14 protein-coding genes and 1 other RNA gene are annotated in these 17,172 nt (G+C 70.1%); 2 read left to right on the top strand and 13 right to left on the bottom strand.

Translation table 11 applies throughout. The annotated features are described in order from the left end of the window. Positions 1-71 precede the first annotated feature (71 nt). The 4 genes from ACWGO0_RS19725 to ACWGO0_RS19710 form a co-directional block, all read right to left on the bottom strand. Positions 72-1,388 (bottom strand): acyltransferase family protein, encoded by a 1,317-nt coding sequence (locus tag ACWGO0_RS19725; RefSeq protein WP_453536197.1) that lies wholly within the window; start codon positions 1,386-1,388, stop codon positions 72-74. Then, entirely contained in the window at positions 1,385-3,517 is a 2,133-nt protein-coding gene (locus ACWGO0_RS19720) for a glycosyltransferase (protein WP_453536299.1), read from the bottom strand. Before ACWGO0_RS19720 ends, ACWGO0_RS19725 begins: the two co-directional genes overlap by 4 nt. A gap of 63 nt (positions 3,518-3,580) precedes the next feature. Then, positions 3,581-4,234 (bottom strand): hypothetical protein, encoded by a 654-nt coding sequence (locus tag ACWGO0_RS19715; RefSeq protein WP_453536194.1) that lies wholly within the window; start codon positions 4,232-4,234, stop codon positions 3,581-3,583. A gap of 166 nt (positions 4,235-4,400) precedes the next feature. Further along, positions 4,401-5,372: a LysR family transcriptional regulator gene (locus ACWGO0_RS19710; RefSeq protein ID WP_453536192.1), complete on the bottom strand. Its 972-nt coding sequence runs from the start codon at positions 5,370-5,372 to the stop codon at positions 4,401-4,403. Positions 5,373-5,455: 83 nt separating this feature from the next. Between ACWGO0_RS19710 and ACWGO0_RS19705 the strand changes: the two genes are divergently transcribed. Then, a complete protein-coding gene (locus ACWGO0_RS19705) occupies positions 5,456-6,694 on the top strand; it encodes an MFS transporter (RefSeq protein ID WP_453536189.1) in 1,239 nt (412 codons plus the stop codon). 69 nt (positions 6,695-6,763) lie between these two features. On the opposite strand, the gene ssrA is transcribed toward ACWGO0_RS19705, so the two are convergent. The 5 genes from ssrA to ftsE all read right to left on the bottom strand — a co-directional run bounded on the left by ssrA (position 6,764) and on the right by ftsE (position 10,635). After that, positions 6,764-7,152: a transfer-messenger RNA gene (gene ssrA / locus ACWGO0_RS19700) on the bottom strand. 87 nt (positions 7,153-7,239) lie between these two features. Further along, positions 7,240-7,728, bottom strand: a complete 489-nt coding sequence (smpB, locus tag ACWGO0_RS19695) for an SsrA-binding protein SmpB (RefSeq protein ID WP_453536186.1) — start codon at positions 7,726-7,728, stop codon at positions 7,240-7,242. A gap of 18 nt (positions 7,729-7,746) precedes the next feature. Continuing rightward, positions 7,747-8,937 (bottom strand): S41 family peptidase, encoded by a 1,191-nt coding sequence (locus ACWGO0_RS19690; protein WP_453536183.1) that lies wholly within the window; start codon positions 8,935-8,937, stop codon positions 7,747-7,749. Positions 8,938-9,004: 67 nt separating this feature from the next. Continuing rightward, the gene (ftsX, locus tag ACWGO0_RS19685) at positions 9,005-9,922 is read right to left on the bottom strand and encodes a permease-like cell division protein FtsX (protein ID WP_453536180.1); all 918 of its coding nucleotides are present in this window, start codon (positions 9,920-9,922) and stop codon (positions 9,005-9,007) included. Positions 9,923-9,945: 23 nt separating this feature from the next. Then, positions 9,946-10,635, bottom strand: coding sequence for a cell division ATP-binding protein FtsE (gene ftsE / locus ACWGO0_RS19680; protein ID WP_014046319.1), 690 nt, complete (start codon positions 10,633-10,635; stop codon positions 9,946-9,948). 279 nt (positions 10,636-10,914) lie between these two features. Here ftsE and ACWGO0_RS19675 point away from each other — a divergent pair, with 279 nt between their 5' ends. Next, positions 10,915-11,115, top strand: a complete 201-nt coding sequence (locus tag ACWGO0_RS19675) for a hypothetical protein (RefSeq protein ID WP_383795172.1) — start codon at positions 10,915-10,917, stop codon at positions 11,113-11,115. A 109-nt stretch (positions 11,116-11,224) separates the two neighbouring features. Here the strand turns inward: ACWGO0_RS19675 and ACWGO0_RS19670 are convergent, their stop codons facing one another. The 4 genes from ACWGO0_RS19670 to ACWGO0_RS19655 all read right to left on the bottom strand — a co-directional run bounded on the left by ACWGO0_RS19670 (position 11,225) and on the right by ACWGO0_RS19655 (position 16,711). Continuing rightward, positions 11,225-12,166 carry an LPXTG cell wall anchor domain-containing protein gene (locus ACWGO0_RS19670; RefSeq protein ID WP_453536175.1) on the bottom strand — a complete coding sequence of 314 codons (942 nt, stop codon included), beginning with the start codon at positions 12,164-12,166 and terminating at the stop codon, positions 11,225-11,227. 349 nt (positions 12,167-12,515) lie between these two features. After that, positions 12,516-13,622 carry a peptide chain release factor 2 gene (prfB, locus tag ACWGO0_RS19665; RefSeq protein WP_453536172.1) on the bottom strand — a complete coding sequence of 369 codons (1,107 nt, stop codon included), beginning with the start codon at positions 13,620-13,622 and terminating at the stop codon, positions 12,516-12,518. 91 nt (positions 13,623-13,713) lie between these two features. Continuing rightward, positions 13,714-14,952 (bottom strand): serine/threonine-protein kinase, encoded by a 1,239-nt coding sequence (locus ACWGO0_RS19660; protein ID WP_453536169.1) that lies wholly within the window; start codon positions 14,950-14,952, stop codon positions 13,714-13,716. A gap of 154 nt (positions 14,953-15,106) precedes the next feature. Further along, positions 15,107-16,711, bottom strand: a complete 1,605-nt coding sequence (locus ACWGO0_RS19655) for a serine/threonine-protein kinase (protein ID WP_453536166.1) — start codon at positions 16,709-16,711, stop codon at positions 15,107-15,109. Positions 16,712-17,172 lie beyond the last annotated feature (461 nt).

Genomic DNA, 17,172 nt, shown 5'->3' with positions numbered 1-17,172 from the left:
GTGCTGCGAGGTGACCGGTAGGCAACCTTGCTCTCACCGGGCCGGGCGCGGCCCGGTGAGGGACAGGATGATCAGCGGGCGCGTGCGCGGGCCCGCGGTTCCTTCTGCGGTTCCTTGCCCGCGCCGTTGGGCCACAGGCGCGGCCTGCGCCTGGCCGCCACGTCCTCGACCCAGCCCACCGCGATGATCGCGAGCCCCAGGAGGGGCCAGACCGCGATCAGGGTGAGCACGGTGTACGAGCTCTCCAGGTACGAGTCGAGGTGGTCGCCGACCCAGGGGACGTTCCACAGCTCGTCGACGAGCTGGGCGCTCGCCATCAGCAGCAGGTTGTGCCAGAGGTAGATCGTCACGGCCCGGTTGTTGGCCAGGGTGACCAGGCTGTCCCACCCCGCGAGCCTGCCGGGGAGCTGCTTCCAGGACGGGGCGTACACGAGGAGGATCACGCAGAAGCCGAAGGACCAGGTGGACTGGGCGAGCGGGATCTCGTCGAGGTTCCAGCCCTCGTCCGTGAGGTGGCCGGATGCCCACCACAGGCCGAAGCCCATGACGATCGCGGCCGATGACACCACGAGATAGCGCGGGACCTGTTTCAGCAGCCCGTCGTGATGGGCGAATCCGAGAATCCAGCAGGAGCCGAAGACGGCGAAGTCGAGGATCGCCTCGCCCGTGGCTCCGGGGATCGTCACCAGACCCGTACCGAGCAGGGCGGTGAGCCCGATCGGGGCGAGGAGCGTCGCCCACGGCAGCTTGCGGAACGCCTTCAGCAGGAGCGGCGAGGCGATGACGAACCAGAGGTAGGCCCTGATGTACCAGAGCGGCCCTATGCCCTGGTCGGCCCAGGACACTTCGAAGAACCCGCCGGGTGATCCGCTCTCCTCGGGGAACGGCGGGGAGCCGATCGGGACGAGGTAGCAGCCGAGCCGGACGAACCACCACAGCCCCTCCTCCCGTACGGGCTTCCAGCTGAGCGCGAACATGATCGGCAGGACGACGATCGAGAACGCCCACATGGGCGGCAGCAGCCGGCGGAGCCTGTCGCGGATGACGGACCACGCGGGCCGGGCCAGCGAGCGCGCCATCAGCGAACCGGCCAGGGCGAACATGACGCCCATGGACGGGAAGATCACGGTCAGCCAGGCCCAGCCGAAGAGGTGGAAGAAGACGACCCGGACGAGGGCGACGGCGCGCAGCAGGTCGAGATAGCGGTCGCGTCCGGGCTTCTTCGCCGGCTCGTCCCTGTCCGGCGCGGGGGCCGGGGGGTCGTGCCGGGGCTGCGGGACCTGCTGGAACGGCAGGGGCTGCGGGGCCGAGGGGATCGGCAGGGGCTGCGGGGCCTGCCACGGGCCGGCGGCCGGTCCTGCGTAAGGGGGCTGGTTCGGGTAGGTCATGCCACGGGCCTCCGGTCCCGTCCGGCGTCGACCGTGCGCCCGCTCTGCTGGATGCCGGGCGTGCCCACCACTCCCGTACGGCGCAGCTTCTGCCAGCGCAGCCGGCCGCCGGTGAGCGCGGTGATCCACGACTGGAGCAGCACCACGTACATGAGCTGGCGGTACAGGATCTGCTGGAGCGGCAGGGAGATCAGGTGGACCATGCGCTCCCGGTCGAGCCTGAAGGCGTACGCGGCACAGACCGCCTGCACCACCAGGACCCCGAACCAGGCGGCGACCGTCTTCCCCGTCGGGCCGAAGACCAGTCCGTACAGCAGGAAGACATCGATGAGGGGGGCGAGCAGCGGGGCGACGACCATGAAGAGCGAGACGAACGGCAGTCCGACCCGTCCGAAGCGGCCCGACGGTCCCCGTTCGATGACGGCCCTGCGGTGCTTCCAGATCGCCTGCATGGTGCCGTACGACCACCGGTAGCGCTGCGACCACAGCTGCTGCACGGACTCCGGTGCCTCGGTCCAGGCCCTCGCGTTCTCCGCGTACACGACGCGCCAGCCGTCCCTGTGCAGGGCCATGGTGACGTCGGTGTCCTCGGCGAGGGTGTCCTCGCTCATGCCGCCGACGCGGTCCAGCGCGTCGCGGCGGAAGGCTCCGACCGCCCCGGGGATGGTGGGCATGCAGCCCAGCACGTCGTACATCCTGCGGTCCAGGTTGAAGCCCATCACGTACTCGATGTGCTGCCAGGCGCCGATGAGCGAGTCGCGGTTGCCGACCTTGGCGTTGCCCGCGACCGCCCCGACCCGGGGGTCGGCGAACGGCTGGACGAGCTCGCGGACCGTGGAGGGTTCGAAGACCGTGTCGCCGTCCATCATCACGACGATGTCGTAACGGGCGTGCGCGATGCCGTTGTTGAGGGCGGCGGGCTTGCCCGCGTTGCGCTGGCGCACGACCCGGACGTTCGGCAGGCGCAGCGCCCGGACGATGTCCGCCGTCCCGTCGGTCGAACCGTCGTCGATGACGATGATCTCGACCGGATAGTCACTGGCCACCAGGGAACGCACGGTGGCGGCGATGCACTCGCGTTCGTTGTAGGCGGGAACGAGCACAGAGACCGGCCGGGCGAGCGGCGGGCCCCAGCTGAAGTCCTTTCTGCGCACCCGTCTCGCGTGCAGGAAGGAGAGCAGCAGCATCAGGCCGAAGCGGGCGAGCACCAGTCCGCCGATGACGGCGAGTCCGACCACGAGCACATCGGTGATCCGCTCCGAGACGCTGACGGCGGAGACGAACGCCTTGCCCTTGAGCAGCGCGAATCCGGTGGCCGGGGTGTGTGCGCTGGGGGCGCCGAGTGCCGCGGTCAGGTTGGTGAACTCGTAGCCCCGCTGTTCCATCCTCGGCAGGAACTTGCCGAGGGCGGCCACGGTCTGGGACCGGTCGCCGCCGGAGTCGTGCATCAGGATGATGGCGCCCTGCCCGCCCCTGGGCGTGGCGCGCTCGATGATCGCGCGGACGCCGGGGCGCTTCCAGTCCTCGCTGTCGGTGTTGTTCACGACGGTGAGGTAGCCGCGGCTGCCGATGTACTGGGTGACGGGCCAGGACTTGTTGTCCATCGCGTCGGAGAATGAGGAGTACGGCGGCCGGAACAGGGACGTACGGATGCCGGCGGCCCCCGCCAGCGCCAGCTGGTTCTGGGAGAGCTCCCAGTCGATGCGCTTGGGCGACTGGTAGGAGAGGTCGGGGTGGTTGAAGGTGTGCAGCCCGATCTCGTGGCCCTCGTCGACCATGCGCTGGACGAGCTCCGGGTAGCGCGATGCCATGGTGCCGGTGACGAAGAAGACTCCGTGCGCGTCGTACTTCTTCAGGGCGTCCAGGACCCGCGGGGTCCAGACCGGGTCGGGGCCGTCGTCGAAGGTGAGGACGATCTTGCGGTCGGGTATGCGGAGGGTCTTGGCGGGCTCGGTGGCGGACCGGGCGTCGATGACCGGACCGCCCTCCAGAACGTTCTTCGGCACCTGGGTGGTGGGCGCCGGGGGCTGGATCCGGTGGTCCGCGAGGATCTCGCTGTGTACGTAGCCGCGCAGCATGAGCATGGCCAGCAGAGCGACAAGAAGGAGTGAGGGCAGCAGGTAGCGCATGGGGAGTCGGCGCTTGGGGCGCTTCTTCCGGTGGTGCCTGACCCGCGGGGCGGGGGGTGTCATCTACTGAGCGCCTTCTTGTTCATCCACCGGCGGAACTGTCGTCTCGACGGGCGGGTCCGGGCTTTCCGAGGGCTCGACGGGCGACGAAGAGCTGGGGGCGGGCGATTCGGAGGCCGGGGAATCCGGACCGGAGGACCGCGAGGGTTGCTCGTCGCCCTGGGACGGCGCGGCGGGCAGCGACACCCGGGTCGCCGGGCCGGGACCGGCCGGGACGGGGTCGGAGCCGTTGGCCGACTGCGGTGCGCTGCTGGGGGCGTCCGGCTCCGCCGAGGGGGTGGCGCCCGGAGCGGTGGGTTCGGTGGCCGTCTCCTGGCCGGTGGGTTCGGTCGCGGCGGGCTGCACCTCCACCTCGGCCGACTTCTCGTGCTGCCCGGAAATGGGCAGCCAGGGCGCGGTTGAGTTGCCGCCGAGGACGGCGACGACCAGCGTCACCGCGTAGCCGGCGCAGATCGCGGCGAGCACCCAGCCCACGCGTCGGAGCGACTTGCTGCGGCGACCGCTCTCGTCGACGAAGACGGGGCCGTCGGAGCCTTCCGGGGTGCCCGGTTCCATGGCCAGTTCGGAGAGCTGCCGTCCTATGCCGTCGAGTTGGAGCGTGACCTCGTTCGGCTCATGCGTATGTCCGGTCCGGGTACCTTCACGCCAATTTTCCACAGGTGTACGCCCATCCCCCACTCAATGAACCGGGAGCAAGAGGAATGACCGGTTTCACGTGATTGGAAGGGGCCCCAGCCCTGCCCACGCGCATCGGTCCCAGCGCACCCGGGCCATGAATGTAGCGCACGACGCGGACCGTCAGGCTCCGGTACCCGGGTGTTGTTCAGGAACAGTGACACATCAGTGACGCGTCGATTTCCGGCAGCCAAGATCCAGATGGCCGCACCATCCACCCTTCCTCCGCCGCCAGTTGGGCAGCCGCCGCACGAAGTGCGGACAAACCTGGGTGAATCAGACCCGTGCGCCAGACCATCACGAGCGGCGACAGCGGTACGGGGCGGACCAGCGGCCGGACCACGGTGCCGGGTATCGGCGGAAAGCCAACGACGGCGAGCACAGGGTTGCCCGACTTGGCCATCACCCGCTGGAATTCGGCCACTCCGACGGCGAGCGGGACGGGCGGAGCGAGCACGATCGACCACTCGTCGAACAGCAGCCGGGCGAGGTCCGTCCACTCCTGGGTGCGCTCATTGCCCGCGCCCGCGTAGACGGTCTCACCGGCCAGCTCCTCCAGCGCGACGACCTCGTGTCCGGCGAGCGGATGATCACGGGGCAGCAGGACGGCCATCGGCTCGTACCGCACGGGCTGCGCGGAGAGCCGGGCCCGCACCGCCGGGTCGAGCCCGGCGGCCCGCCCGAAGGAGACGTCGAGCCGCCCGGCGAGCACCTCACCGGCCGCCCAGGTCAGACCGCTCTCGAAACGGGCCATCAGCTCGCACTCCGGGGCGAGTTCCCGCGCGCGGGCCAGCACCCGGGCGGCGGTCATACCGTCGGTGTTGAGGTCGACGAGCAGCGGCCTGGCGGCCGGGTCGCCGAAGGCGGCGGCCAGAGAGTCGTGGGCGTCCAGCACCCGCCGGGCGTACGGGAGGAGCCGCTCGCCGTCCGCGGTCAGGGAGACCTGGCGGGTGGTCCGTACGAAGAGCTCCGCACCGAGCTCGCGCTCCAGCCGGCGGATGTCCCGGCTCAGCGCCTGCTGCGCGATGTAGAGCCGGGCGGCTGCGCGGGTGAAGTGCAGTTCGCCGGCCACCGCGAGGAAGGCACGCAGGAGCCGGGGATCGATGTCGGAGGCTGTCACGCACAGAATTTACAACACATGTGCGTTAATCGGTACGGAGTAGGTGTTGGACCGCGCGGACCCGGCGCCGCGACGCTTGGCGCATGCCGTACGACACCGCCACCGGCGCCCCGACCAGCCCCCGCCCCGCCCCGCCCGCAGCGCCGAAGCCCCGCGTCAAGAAGCCCCGCGTCAACCCGTACCGCCTGCTGCTCGCCACCCCCGGCGTGCGCGCGTTCACCGCGGGCAATCTGCTGGCCAGGCTGCCCATGGGAATGTTCAGCGTCAGCGCGGTCATCATGATCGCCGGGGCGCACGGCTCGTACGCCCTGGCGGGCGCGGTCACCGCGACCGGCCTCGCCGCGACGGCCGTCGTCGCCCCCTGGACCGCACGGCTCGTCGACCGGTACGGCCAGGCCAGGGTCGCCGTACCAGCCACCGCGATCGCCACGCTCGGCTCGCTCGCGATGGTGCTCTGTGTCCGTTACGACGCCCCGGTCTGGACCCTCTTCGCCGCCTACGCCGCTACGGCCACCACACCCAACACCGGCGGCATGTCCCGCGCCCGCTGGGCGCACATCCACCGGGGCGATCCGGCCGCCCTGCACACCGCGAACAGCTTCGAGCAGGCCGCCGACGAGCTCTGCTTCATGCTCGGCCCGGTCCTGGCCGCGACCCTGTGCGGGGCACTGTTCCCCGAGGCCGGCACGCTCACCGGCGCGGTCCTGATGATGACCGGCGTCCTGATCTTCGCCGCCCAGAAGGCGACCGAGCCCCCGGTGGCGCCCCGTACTCACCGCGCTTCCCCGTTCCGTACCGCCCAGATGCCCGCCCTGCTCGCCGCCTTCCTCGCCACGGGCGCGGTGTTCGGCGCGATGGAGGTCGTGTCCATCGCGCATGCCGGAGGCGCGATCCTCGCCCTCCAGGCGGCCGGATCCTGTGCCGCGGGTCTGCTGTACGGATCACTGCGGCCCGTCGCGGACGTCCGGCGCAGGCTGCTCCTGTGCCTGACGGGGATGACGGCACTGATGTCCCTGCCCCTGCTCGCCGCCGCCTCGACCGACTCGCGGCTCGTCCTCGCGGGCTGCCTCCTGGTGGCGGGCGCCGCGACCGCGCCGACCATGGTCACCGGGATGACCCTGGTGCAGCGCCTCACCCCCGAGGGACAGCTGAACGAGGGCATGACACTCGCGGTCACCGCGCTGCTCGGTGGCATAGCCGCCGGATCGGCGGTGGGCGGCTGGACGGTGGAGCACGCCGGGACGGTGACCGGCTATGCGGTACCCATGGGCGCGGCGGGCCTGGCGCTGATCGTCGCGGCGGCCGGCATCCGGCGGGCATGACCCCTGGGCCGACGGAAAACACGAGGACCCCGTTGCCTGGTGGCAACGGGGTCCTCGTGTACATGGGAATTGTGGAGATGGCGGGAATCGAACCCGCGTCCAACGGTGCGGAACCAGGGCTTCTCCGAGTGCAGTTCGCTGCGCTTTTCTCAGCCCCGGAGATCTCGCGAACAAGTCTCCGACGGGCTCAGTCACTGTTTGATTTCCCACCGAACCCCGTGACCGGGCTCAGTGGTTTAGTCCCCTAGATTATGCCAGGGTCCGGGTCGGGAACACCCCCGGGCTGACACCCATTAAGGGTCCCTCACTCACTGCTTATTAGGCAGCGAGGGCGAAGGACTGGGAATCGCGCTTGGAATTGGCGATTATTGGTTGCGACATATGGTTAACGAGATCATTGCCGCTTCCTCGACTCGCTTCCCCTGCTTCGACATCCGCTGTCGAAACCGATCATCCCCATGTTGATTTTTCAAAACGCGCACCTTCGCTGAGGTGCACGGCCCATCGTACGTGACCAACGCACGACGGTGCCAGCCTATTCCTGCTCAGGCGCTCCGCTGGCGTCGGCGGGCCGCCGAGATCGCACGGTTCGTCTCCCTCGTGTCCTGCTTCTCGCGCAGTGTCTGGCGCTTGTCGAACTCCTTCTTGCCCTTCGCGAGCGCGATCTCGACCTTGACGCGGCCGTCCTTGAAGTACAGCGCGAGCGGCACGATGGTGTGGCCCGACTCCTGCGACTTCGACGCCAGCTTGTCGATCTCGGCCCGGTGCATCAGCAGCTTGCGCTTGCGCTTGGCCGTGTGGTTGGTCCAGGTCCCCTGCACGTACTCCGGGACGTGGATGTTGTGCAGCCACGCCTCGTTGCCGTCGATCTGGATGAAGCCGTCGACCAGCGAGGCCCGGCCCATCCGCAGCGACTTGACCTCGGTGCCCATCAGCACGAGGCCGCACTCGTAGGTGTCGATGATGGTGTAGTCGTGCCGCGCCTTCTTGTTCTGCGCGATCATCTTGCGCCCTGTGTCTTTTTCCTTGGCCATAGTGCGGTCATTTTCGCACTACGACCCACCCCCGAGGCCACTCAATACTGTCTCGGCCCGCTGCTGGGCCGCCGCGCCCGCCACGAGGTCGGGCGTGATGCCCTGTCCGTCGACGCTGCGGCCCGTCGGTGTGCGGTAGTGCCCGACGGTCAGTTCGGCCACCGAACCGCCCGCGAGCCTGCTGGGCATCTGTACGGACCCCTTGCCGAAGGTGCGGGTGCCCACGGTGACGGCGCGGCCCCGGTCCTGGAGCGCGCCTGTCAGCAGTTCGGCCGCGCTCATCGTGCCGCCGTCGACGAGGACGACCAGCGGGCGGTCGGTGTCGCCGCCCGGCTCGGCGTTCAGGGCGCGCTGGTCGCCGTGCACGTCGTAGGTGGCGACCAGGCCGCCGTCCAGGAAGGCGGAGGCGGCTGTCACGGCCTCGGTGACCAGGCCGCCCGCGTTGGCGCGGAGGTCCAGGAGGATTCCGGCGTCCCCGGGAGACGCGCGGACGGCGTCCCGGATCTCGGCGCCCGTCCCCTTGGTGAAGGCGGTGACCTTGATCAGGACGGCGGACGAGGGGGCGCTGCCCAGCCGCCGCACTGTGACGGCCTCGGTGGAGAGCCTGGCCCGGCGCAGGGTCTCGGTCCACTGGTGGCCGCCGCGCCGGAGCCCCAGGAGTACGGCGGTGCCCTCCGCGGCGTCCGTACGGTCCCCGCGCAGCAGGGCGACGGCCTCGGCTACGGGACGCCCGTCGACCCGGTGGCCGTCGACCGTACGCAACTGGTCGCCCTTGCGGATGCCCGCCCGGTCCGCGGGCCCGCCGGGCTCGACACGGGACACGGTGACGCTTCCGCCGGCCGAGCGCCGTGCGGAGAGGCCGACACCGGTGTACGAGCCGTCGAGGGCCTGCTCGAAGTCCTCGTACTCCTGCTCGTCGTAGACCGCGCCCCAGCGGTCCCCGCTGCGGCTGACGGCCTCCTGGGCAGCGTCCGTCACGGACTTCCCGTCGGCCTCGGCCGCGGCGGCTGCGTCCTCGACCGCCTCGCGCTCCCGGGGGTCGACGGCGGAGGCCACGGAGCGCGTCTGTATATCGGAGTTCTCAGGGTCGGTCTCACGCGGCAGCGAGCCGGTGGCCGCGGCGGTCGCGAGGACGCACCCGAAGATCAATGTCAGGGCCGCCCCGCGGTAGAGACCGCGGGGCCCGAAGCGGTGCGATGGGCCCGACATGGCGTCGAGTCTAGGGGAGCGGCCCGGCGCCACACGGCCTGTTGGCCGCGCGGCGCCGGGGCGCATCTCACACCTTGAGGTACTTGCGGAGCGCGAAGAGTGCTGCGAAGGCCGGCATCAGCAGACCGATCGCGAGAACCAGCGGCAGCTTGGTGAGAACCGCGTCCCAGCCGATGAACTCGATCAGGTTCAGCTTGTCCTGGAGGGCGAGTCCGCCGTCGATCAGGAAGTACCGGCCCCCTATCAGCATGGCGCAGGCGAGCAGGCCACCGATCAGTCCGGCGAAGGCCGCCTCCATGATGAACGGCATCTGGATGTAGAAGCCGGAGGCGCCGACGAGCCGCATGATGCCCGTCTCCCGTCTGCGGCTGAACGCCGAGACACGGACGGTATTGACGATCAGCATCAGCGCGATGATCAGCATCAGCCCCATGACGAAGAGCGCCACCGTGTTCATGCCGTTCATCAGCTCGAAGAGGTTGTCCAGAATGGATCTCTGGTCCTGGACGGACTGAACGCCGTCACGGCCCGCGAAGGCCGTGGCGACGACCTTGTACTTCTGCGGGTCGTCGAGCTTGACGCGGAACGACTCCTGCATCTGGTCCGGCGTGATGTTGCCGGCCATCGGGGAGTCGCCGAACTGCTCCTGGTAGTGCTTGTACGCCTGGTCGACCGTCTCGAAGCTGACCTTCTCGACAGCTTCCATCTTCTCGAGATCGGCCTTGATCTCGTCCTTCTGCTCCTTGGTGACCGCACCCTTGGCGCACTTGGGTACGTCCTTGGCGTCACTCTTGTTGCAGAGGAAGATCGAGACGTTGACCTTGTCGTACCAGTAGGTCTTCATCGAGCTGACCTGGTCGCGAATCAGCAGCGCGCCGCCGAACAGGGCGAGCGAGAGGGCGACAGAGACCACCACGGCGAAGGTCATCGTGAGGTTGCGACGAAGACCGACGCCGATCTCCGACAGGACGAACTGGGCGCGCATGGCGTCCTTTCAGTACTCGATGCTCAGTGCTGGTAGCCGTAGACGCCGCGCGCCTGGTCACGTACGAGACGGCCCTGCTCGAGCTCGATGACGCGTTTGCGCATCTGGTCGACGATGTTCTGGTCGTGGGTCGCCATGATCACGGTGGTGCCGGTCCGGTTGATCCGGTCCAGCAGCTTCATGATGCCCACGGAGGTCTGCGGGTCGAGGTTGCCGGTCGGCTCGTCCGCGATCAGCAGCATGGGACGGTTGACGAAGGCCCGCGCGATCGCCACGCGCTGCTGCTCACCACCGGAGAGCTCGCCGGGCATCCGGTCCTCCTTGCCGCCGAGACCGACGAGGTCGAGAACCTGGGGCACCGCCTTGCGGATCTCTCCGCGCGGCTTGCCGATGACCTCCTGTGCGAAGGCCACGTTCTCGGCGACGGTCTTGTTGGGGAGGAGCCGGAAGTCCTGGAACACCGTGCCCAACTGGCGGCGCATCTGCGGCACTTTCCAGTTGGACAACCGCGCGAGGTCCTTGCCGAGCACATGAACCATGCCCTGGCTCGCGCGCTCTTCACGCAGGATCAGCCGCATGAAGGTGGACTTGCCGGAGCCTGAGGAGCCCACCAGGAAGACGAACTCGCCCTTCTCGATGTCGAGTGACACATCCCGGAGCGCAGGACGGCTCTGCTTCGGGTAGGTCTTGGAGACGTTGTCGAATCGGATCACGGATGCACCACGGTCGGCCGGGAGTAGGTGAGCGTGACCATACGCGAACCGGGCTTACGCGTGCAGGCGGGCTCCGGAGATGGGTGATTTGTGACGCCCGGAACGGGCAAATCAGGCGCCCGGAAGCCCGCCCGGGACCGGTCCGGCAGGGCGTATCCGGGTGGGCCGCGCCGAAATCCGTGCGAGCTGGCACAGTGGTAGGGGGAACGGTCGTGTTTCCCGGAGCGTTGTGCGGAGAGAACGTGTATGCGGCTCCGCCGCGCGGGAGGAGGAAAGCGCATGACCTATGACCGACTGGTGTGCGCGAACTGCGCGGCGCCCGTGAACGAGGGACGCTGCCGCGTCTGCCGTGCCGTGCGCCAGCAGATGGAGCAGGAGCGGGAGCAGGGCCCGTTCGCAGGTCTGAACCCCGCGATGCTGATCGCGCTGATGGTGCTGCTGGTCGCGGCGCTGGCGCTGCTCGCACAGCAGGCCGCGTAGGCCGCTCCGGCGCCCTCCCCAGGGGCCATGTGACATGCAGAGGGACCCGGTCCGCTTGCGCGGGCCGGGTCCCTCTGTACGTAACGTACAGACTTACCGCTGATCGCTGTTAGGCGACCGTGCGGCCGTTCACCAGGCGCGGAAGGATCCGGAAGCCGATGCCGCCGGCGATCATCGTCGCGGCGCCGACCAGCAGGAACGTGGTCTCGGCCGCACCGGTCTCGGCGAGCTCGTCCTTGCCCTTGCCCTGCTCGACCGGCTGGTTGCCGACGCTGTCGGTGTCGGTGTTGTCGACACACTCGGCGCCGTCGAGGTCGACGGTGCAGGTACCCGCGCCGCCACCGTCGGTGCCGGAACCGGAGGTCCCGGTGCCGCCGGCCTGCTGGCCCTGGGAGCCGCCGCCGTTGCCGTTGCCGTTGTTGCCACCGTTCTCGGAGCCACCGTCGTCGGTGCCACCCTGGTCGCCGCCACCGACAGCAGCGTCCCCGCCACCGACGGCCGCGTCGCCGCCACCGACAGCAGCGTCGCCACCGCCAACGGCCGCGTCACCGCCACCAACCGCAGCGTCACCGCCACCAACGGCCGCGTCGCCACCACCGACGGCCGCGTCACCGCCACCAACCGCAGCGTCGCCACCGCCAACGGCCGCGTCGCCACCACCGACAGCAGCGTCGCCACCACCGACGGCCGCGTCACCGCCACCAACCGCAGCGTCGCCACCGCCAACGGCCGCGTCGCCACCACCGACAGCAGCGTCACCGCCACCAACCGCAGCGTCACCGCCGCCTGCCACGTCTGCGCCACCGGCCGCGTCGCCGCCGCCGGCAGCCGCGTCACTGCCGCCCGCAGCCGTGTCGTCGCCGCCGTCGAGGCCGAGGCCGGCGTCGAGCTCGACACCGCTCTCGTCGGCCTCGGCCTTCACGCTGAGACCGGCGACATCAACGCCGATACCGACGGCCTGTGCCGCACCGGCAGCGGTGAGCGAGGCGCCCGCGGCGATAACCGCACCTGCGGCTATCCGCGCTACGCGGACTCGCGTCTTCTTGGTCATCTGCTGCTACCCCCAGTAGCCGTTCTGAATATGGAGCAGCCATATGCGGGTCCACGGCCCTGCGGGGCAGCGCTCTCGGCAGGGCCACTTCGTGCCGTGGTCATCCCGCCCGCCCCCGTTCACACCTGTCCCAGACATACGCATGCTGCTTGAGCACCCTGTCCAGAGTTAAGGATTACGTCAAGGCCGTTTCGTGTAATGCGCACCGGTATGGGGGTTCTTGACAGTCATTCGGAACCACGACTGTGACGCATTCACCACGCAACCCCCTCAACTCCCCTGGGGCCGGAACATGGAGGAGCCCGGGCGGCTCATGGCCGTCCCGGGCTCAACTGCTCTGCGCGTGGGGCTACTTCTCGCTCTGCTTGCGCCAGCGGATGCCGGCTTCGATGAAGCCGTCGATCTCGCCGTTGAAGACCGCTTCGGGGTTGCCCATCTCGAACTCCGTACGAAGGTCCTTGACCATCTGGTACGGGTGCAGGACGTACGAACGCATCTGGTTGCCCCAGGAGTTGCCGCCGTCGCCCTTGAGCGCGTTCATCTTCGCCTGCTCCTCCTGGCGGCGGCGCTCGAGGAGCTTCGCCTGGAGGACGTTCATCGCGGACGCCTTGTTCTGGATCTGCGAGCGCTCGTTCTGGCAGGAGACCACGATGCCGGTCGCCAGGTGGGTCAGACGCACCGCGGAGTCCGTGGTGTTGACGCCCTGACCGCCGGGGCCCGAGGAGCGGTAGACGTCCACGCGCAGCTCGGACTCGTCGATCTCGATGTGGTCGGTCTGCTCGACCACCGGCAGCACCTCGACGCCCGCGAAGGACGTCTGGCGGCGGCCCTGGTTGTCGAAGGGCGAGATCCGGACGAGCCGGTGGGTGCCCTGCTCGACGGAGAGCGTGCCGTAGGCGTACGGCACCTCGACGGCGAAGGTGGTCGACTTGATGCCGGCCTCTTCGGCGTACGCCGTCTCGTAGACCTCGGTCTTGTAGCCGTGCCGCTCGGCCCAGCGGATGTACATGCGCTGGAGCTTCTCGGCGAAGTCGGCGGCGTCGACGCCGCCCGCCTCGGCACGGATGGTGACGAGGGCCTCACGCGAGTCGTACTCGCCGGAGAGAAGGGTGCGGACCTCCATCTCGTCCAGCGCCTTGCGCACCGACTCCAGCTCGGTCTCGGCCTCGACGAGTGCGTCCGCGTCGCCCTCGTCCTCGGCGAGCTCGAACATGATGCCGAGATCGTCGATGCGGCCGCGCAGGGCCTCGGTCTTGCGGACCTCGGCCTGGAGGTGCGAAAGCTTGCTCGTGATCTTCTGTGCCGCCTCCGGGTCGTCCCAGAGGGACGGCGCCGCAGCCTGCTCCTCGAGCGCGGCGATGTCCGCCCTCAACGCATCCAGGTCCAGGACGGCCTCGATCGACCCCATGGTGGAGGAGAGGGACTTCAGCTCTTCGGAAATATCGACGACTGCCACGGGTCCAGCGTAACGGCTGGACGAGTGAAGCTGTCCCTCCCCCGGATCCTGGTCTCCGATCGCCCTCGCTCCGGGCAGGGCCGGAGCAACCCTAGGGCGATGCGGGCGCCGAGTTCTTGGTGTCCTGCGGGGTGGCCCCCGCGCCGTCGCCGCCGGTGGCCAGCCAGCCGCCCACGCCCACCGCGGCGGCGAGGACGAGCGCTGCCGCGCCCAGGGTGAGGCGGCGCTTACGGACCGCTGCGGACTTGTTGCGGGCTGAGCCGGGGCGGGGGCGGCCGGGGGCGCGGGGGGCGCGCGCGGTGCCGAGCGGGCCTCCGGCCAGTTCGTCGGGGGCCGGGACGCGCATGCTCGTGTGGGTGTCGCGGTTGGAGTCCGGGGAGGAGCCGGGGACCAGCGGGACGGCGCCGCGCCTGCGGGGCTCCTCGGCGGCCGGGGTGTACTGCTGCTCGTCGTACGTCTGCGGCTCGGGTTCGGTGTCCGGCTCGTCCACGTCCAGGGGCGGGATGCCGGCCAGGAGCGGGAGCAGCTCGCGCAGCCGGACTCCGAGCTCGGAGGCGCGCAGCCGGGAGGCCGGTGCCTTGGCCAGGCACTGGACCAGGAGCTGCCACAGCTCCTCGGGGATGCCCGGGAGGGGGACGACCGTCTCCGTGACGTGGCGGCGCAGGACGGCGCCGGGGTGGCCGCCGCCGAAGGGCGTGAATCCCGCGAGGAGCTCGTACAGCACCGTCGCGAGGGCGTATATGTCGACGGCGGCGCGCGGCGGGAGGCCCTCGACGATCTCGGGGGCCAGATAGTCCGGCGTACCGATGATCTTGGTGGCCTTGGTGCGGCGCGGGGTGTCGATCAGTTTGGCTACGCCGAAGTCGGTGAGCAGGGCCGGGTGCGAGCCGCCGGGGCCGAGCGGGCCCTCCATGTCGAGCAGGATGTTCTCCGGCTTGACGTCGCGGTGGACCACTCCGGCGGCGTGCGCGGCGGCCAGGCCGTCGGCGACGTCCGCGATGATCGCGACCGCCGCCTCGGGGGCGAGCCTGCGCTCCCGGTCGAGACGCGTGCGCAGGTCGGTGCCGCGTACGAGATCCATGACGAGCGCCAGGTCGGTGCCGTCCACCACGAGGTCGCGGACGGCGACGACGTGCGGATGGTCGAGCCCGAGCAGGGCGGTGCGCTCCTGCACGAAGCGGCCCACGAGCTCCTGGTCGGACGCGAGGTCCTCGCGCAGCAGCTTGATGGCGACCGGGCCTTCCGGCCCCTCGCCGAGCCACACCGTGCCGGCGCTGCCGCGCCCCAGGATCTGGTGGGCGGTGTACCGGCTGCCGATATTCCGTGCCAAGACTGCTCCCTCAGCGGCTGGCGGTGGACCCCCGGTCGACAAAGTTACGCGGCGTTCGGGGTGTTGCGTGCCCTGGATGGCGCCAACCTCGACTTCTGCGGGCGAAATTGGCCCGCAGAAGTCGACATAGCTACAGAATCGCCGGTCTCCGGCGTCAGTTGCCGGCGTTCTCGACGCTGTCGGCGGCGTTGCCCAGCTCCGAGACCCAGTCCGTCACGGTGGTGACGGCGTCGCCGATCGCCTCCCAGTAGCCCTTGCCCTGGGCCACCCAGTCCTGGAGCGGCGTCAGTTCCCAGATCAGCCAGCTCGCGACGATCAGGAGCACCACGGTGAACAGGCAGCCCTTCAGGCAGCCGAGTCCCGGGATGCGCATCGGATTCGAACTGCGCTGCCTCGGCTGCCGGGGAGCCGGCGGCTGGGGCGGAGGCTGCTGCGGCGGCGCGTACTGCTGGCGCTGCTGCCGCTGGGGCTGCTGCGGCTGCTGGTAGCGCTGGGGCTGCTGCGGCGGGTACTGCTGGTGCTGCGGGGGCTGCTGGCGCTGCGGCTGATGCTGAGGCGGCTGTGGCGGCTGCTGCTGGCGCTGGGGCCTGCGGCGCAGCGGGTCCTGGCTCGGGTCGAGGTACTGGACCTGCGTCTGTTCGTTGCGGTCGCGCGCCGCCTGGAGCTGCGACTGCCACGGGTGCGGGCCGTCGGGCTCCTGGGCGCCGTCGCGGGGCGGTACGGGGCTCTGCTGCATGACGCTGGTCGCGGCCGAGGGGTCGTAGGCGTTCGGGTCGTACGAGCCCGCGTTGCTCGGCAGCACCTGCGTGGGGTCGGCCGCGCCCGGGGTCTCCGGCACCGCGGCGGGTGCCGGGTCGGGAGCGAGCAGGGCGCCCACACCTTCGGCCGCCGCGATCTGGGCGGAGTTGGCGTGCACGCCGATGCCCGCGGCGACGGTACGCAGCGCACGGGCCAGGTTCTCGGCGCTGGGCCGCTGGTCGGGGTCCTTGCGCAGGCAGCGCTCTATGACCGTCCACAGCGGTGCGGGCACCGTGGTGGGGCGGCGCGGTTCCTCGCTGAGGTGCCGGTGCAGGACTTCGAGTGCGGTGCCGCCGGCGAACGGCGGGCGGCCGGTGACCAGCTCGTACAGCAGGATGCCCGCGCCGTAGATGTCCACGGCGGAGGTCTGCGGGCGGCCCTCGGCGGACTCCGGTGCCACATAGGCCGGTGTGCCGACGAACTCGTGGGTCCGGGTCAGGCCCGGGGAGTCCGCGAGCCGCGCGATGCCGAAGTCGGTGAGCATCGGGTGCATCTGGCCGTTGCGCTCGTCGAGCAGCACGTTGGCGGGCTTGAGGTCGCGGTGGACGACGCCGTCGGCGTGGCTGGCGGCGAGCGCGTCCGCGATCTGGGCGGTGAGGAGGGAGGCGGCGACCGGGGTGAGCGGGCCGTTCTCGCGGAGATAGCGGTGCAGGTCGGGACCGTCGATCAGGTCCATGACGAGGGCGAGAAGATCTCCCTCGACGACCAGGTCCCGGGTGCGCACGATGTTCTCGTGGGTGAGCCGCAGAAGCACGGAACGCTCGCGCAGGAACCGCATCACGACATCCGCGTCGTTGGCGAGCTCCTCCTTGAGGACCTTGATCGCGACGGTCTCGCCGGGCTGGCCCGCGACGGCCGCCTCGGCGCCCGCGGTCTCCCGCTGGCGGGCTCGCCAGACGGTGCCGGTGGCGCCGCGTCCGAGCGGCTCCTCCAGGAGGTACTTGCTGCCTACAGGCCGCACGTCATGCGCTCCCTGCTGATCGTGGTGCTCGCGGTCCGCCGGGCCTGCCCGGATGTTCCGGCCCACTCTAATGCCGTCGTACGGGCCGCCGGCCGGTCGCGTTCACACCGTGTTCCCGCTGTGTCCTGTGTGTCCTGGAGTGTGTGGGGAGAAGACGCAGCGCACACATGGATGGTTGCCGAACGGGCGTACAGAAGGGCTTCACGGAGTGCGGCGGGCATCCCGCGGGAGGCTTCGGGACCGACCCAAGCAGGCACTTTTACGCCCACAGCCGACCATTCAAGATCACTTAGTGCTGGCCCCCGGGCGTGTTGTCAGTGGCAGGTGCGAGGATGCCTCCAGCACGGAACTGTGGGGTCGGGAGCCTCGCGGTACGTGACGACCTGTACCGGACGACGCGTCCGTGCCGGGTGGGGGGAATCACAGGTCATCTCCCCCTGCCGGGCGCCCCGCGCAGAAGG

The sequence above is a fragment of the Streptomyces sp. NPDC055749 genome (assembly GCF_053617235.1).
The sequence above is the reverse complement of the archived record's forward strand: the minus strand, read 5'-3'. Positions and strand labels throughout refer to the sequence as shown.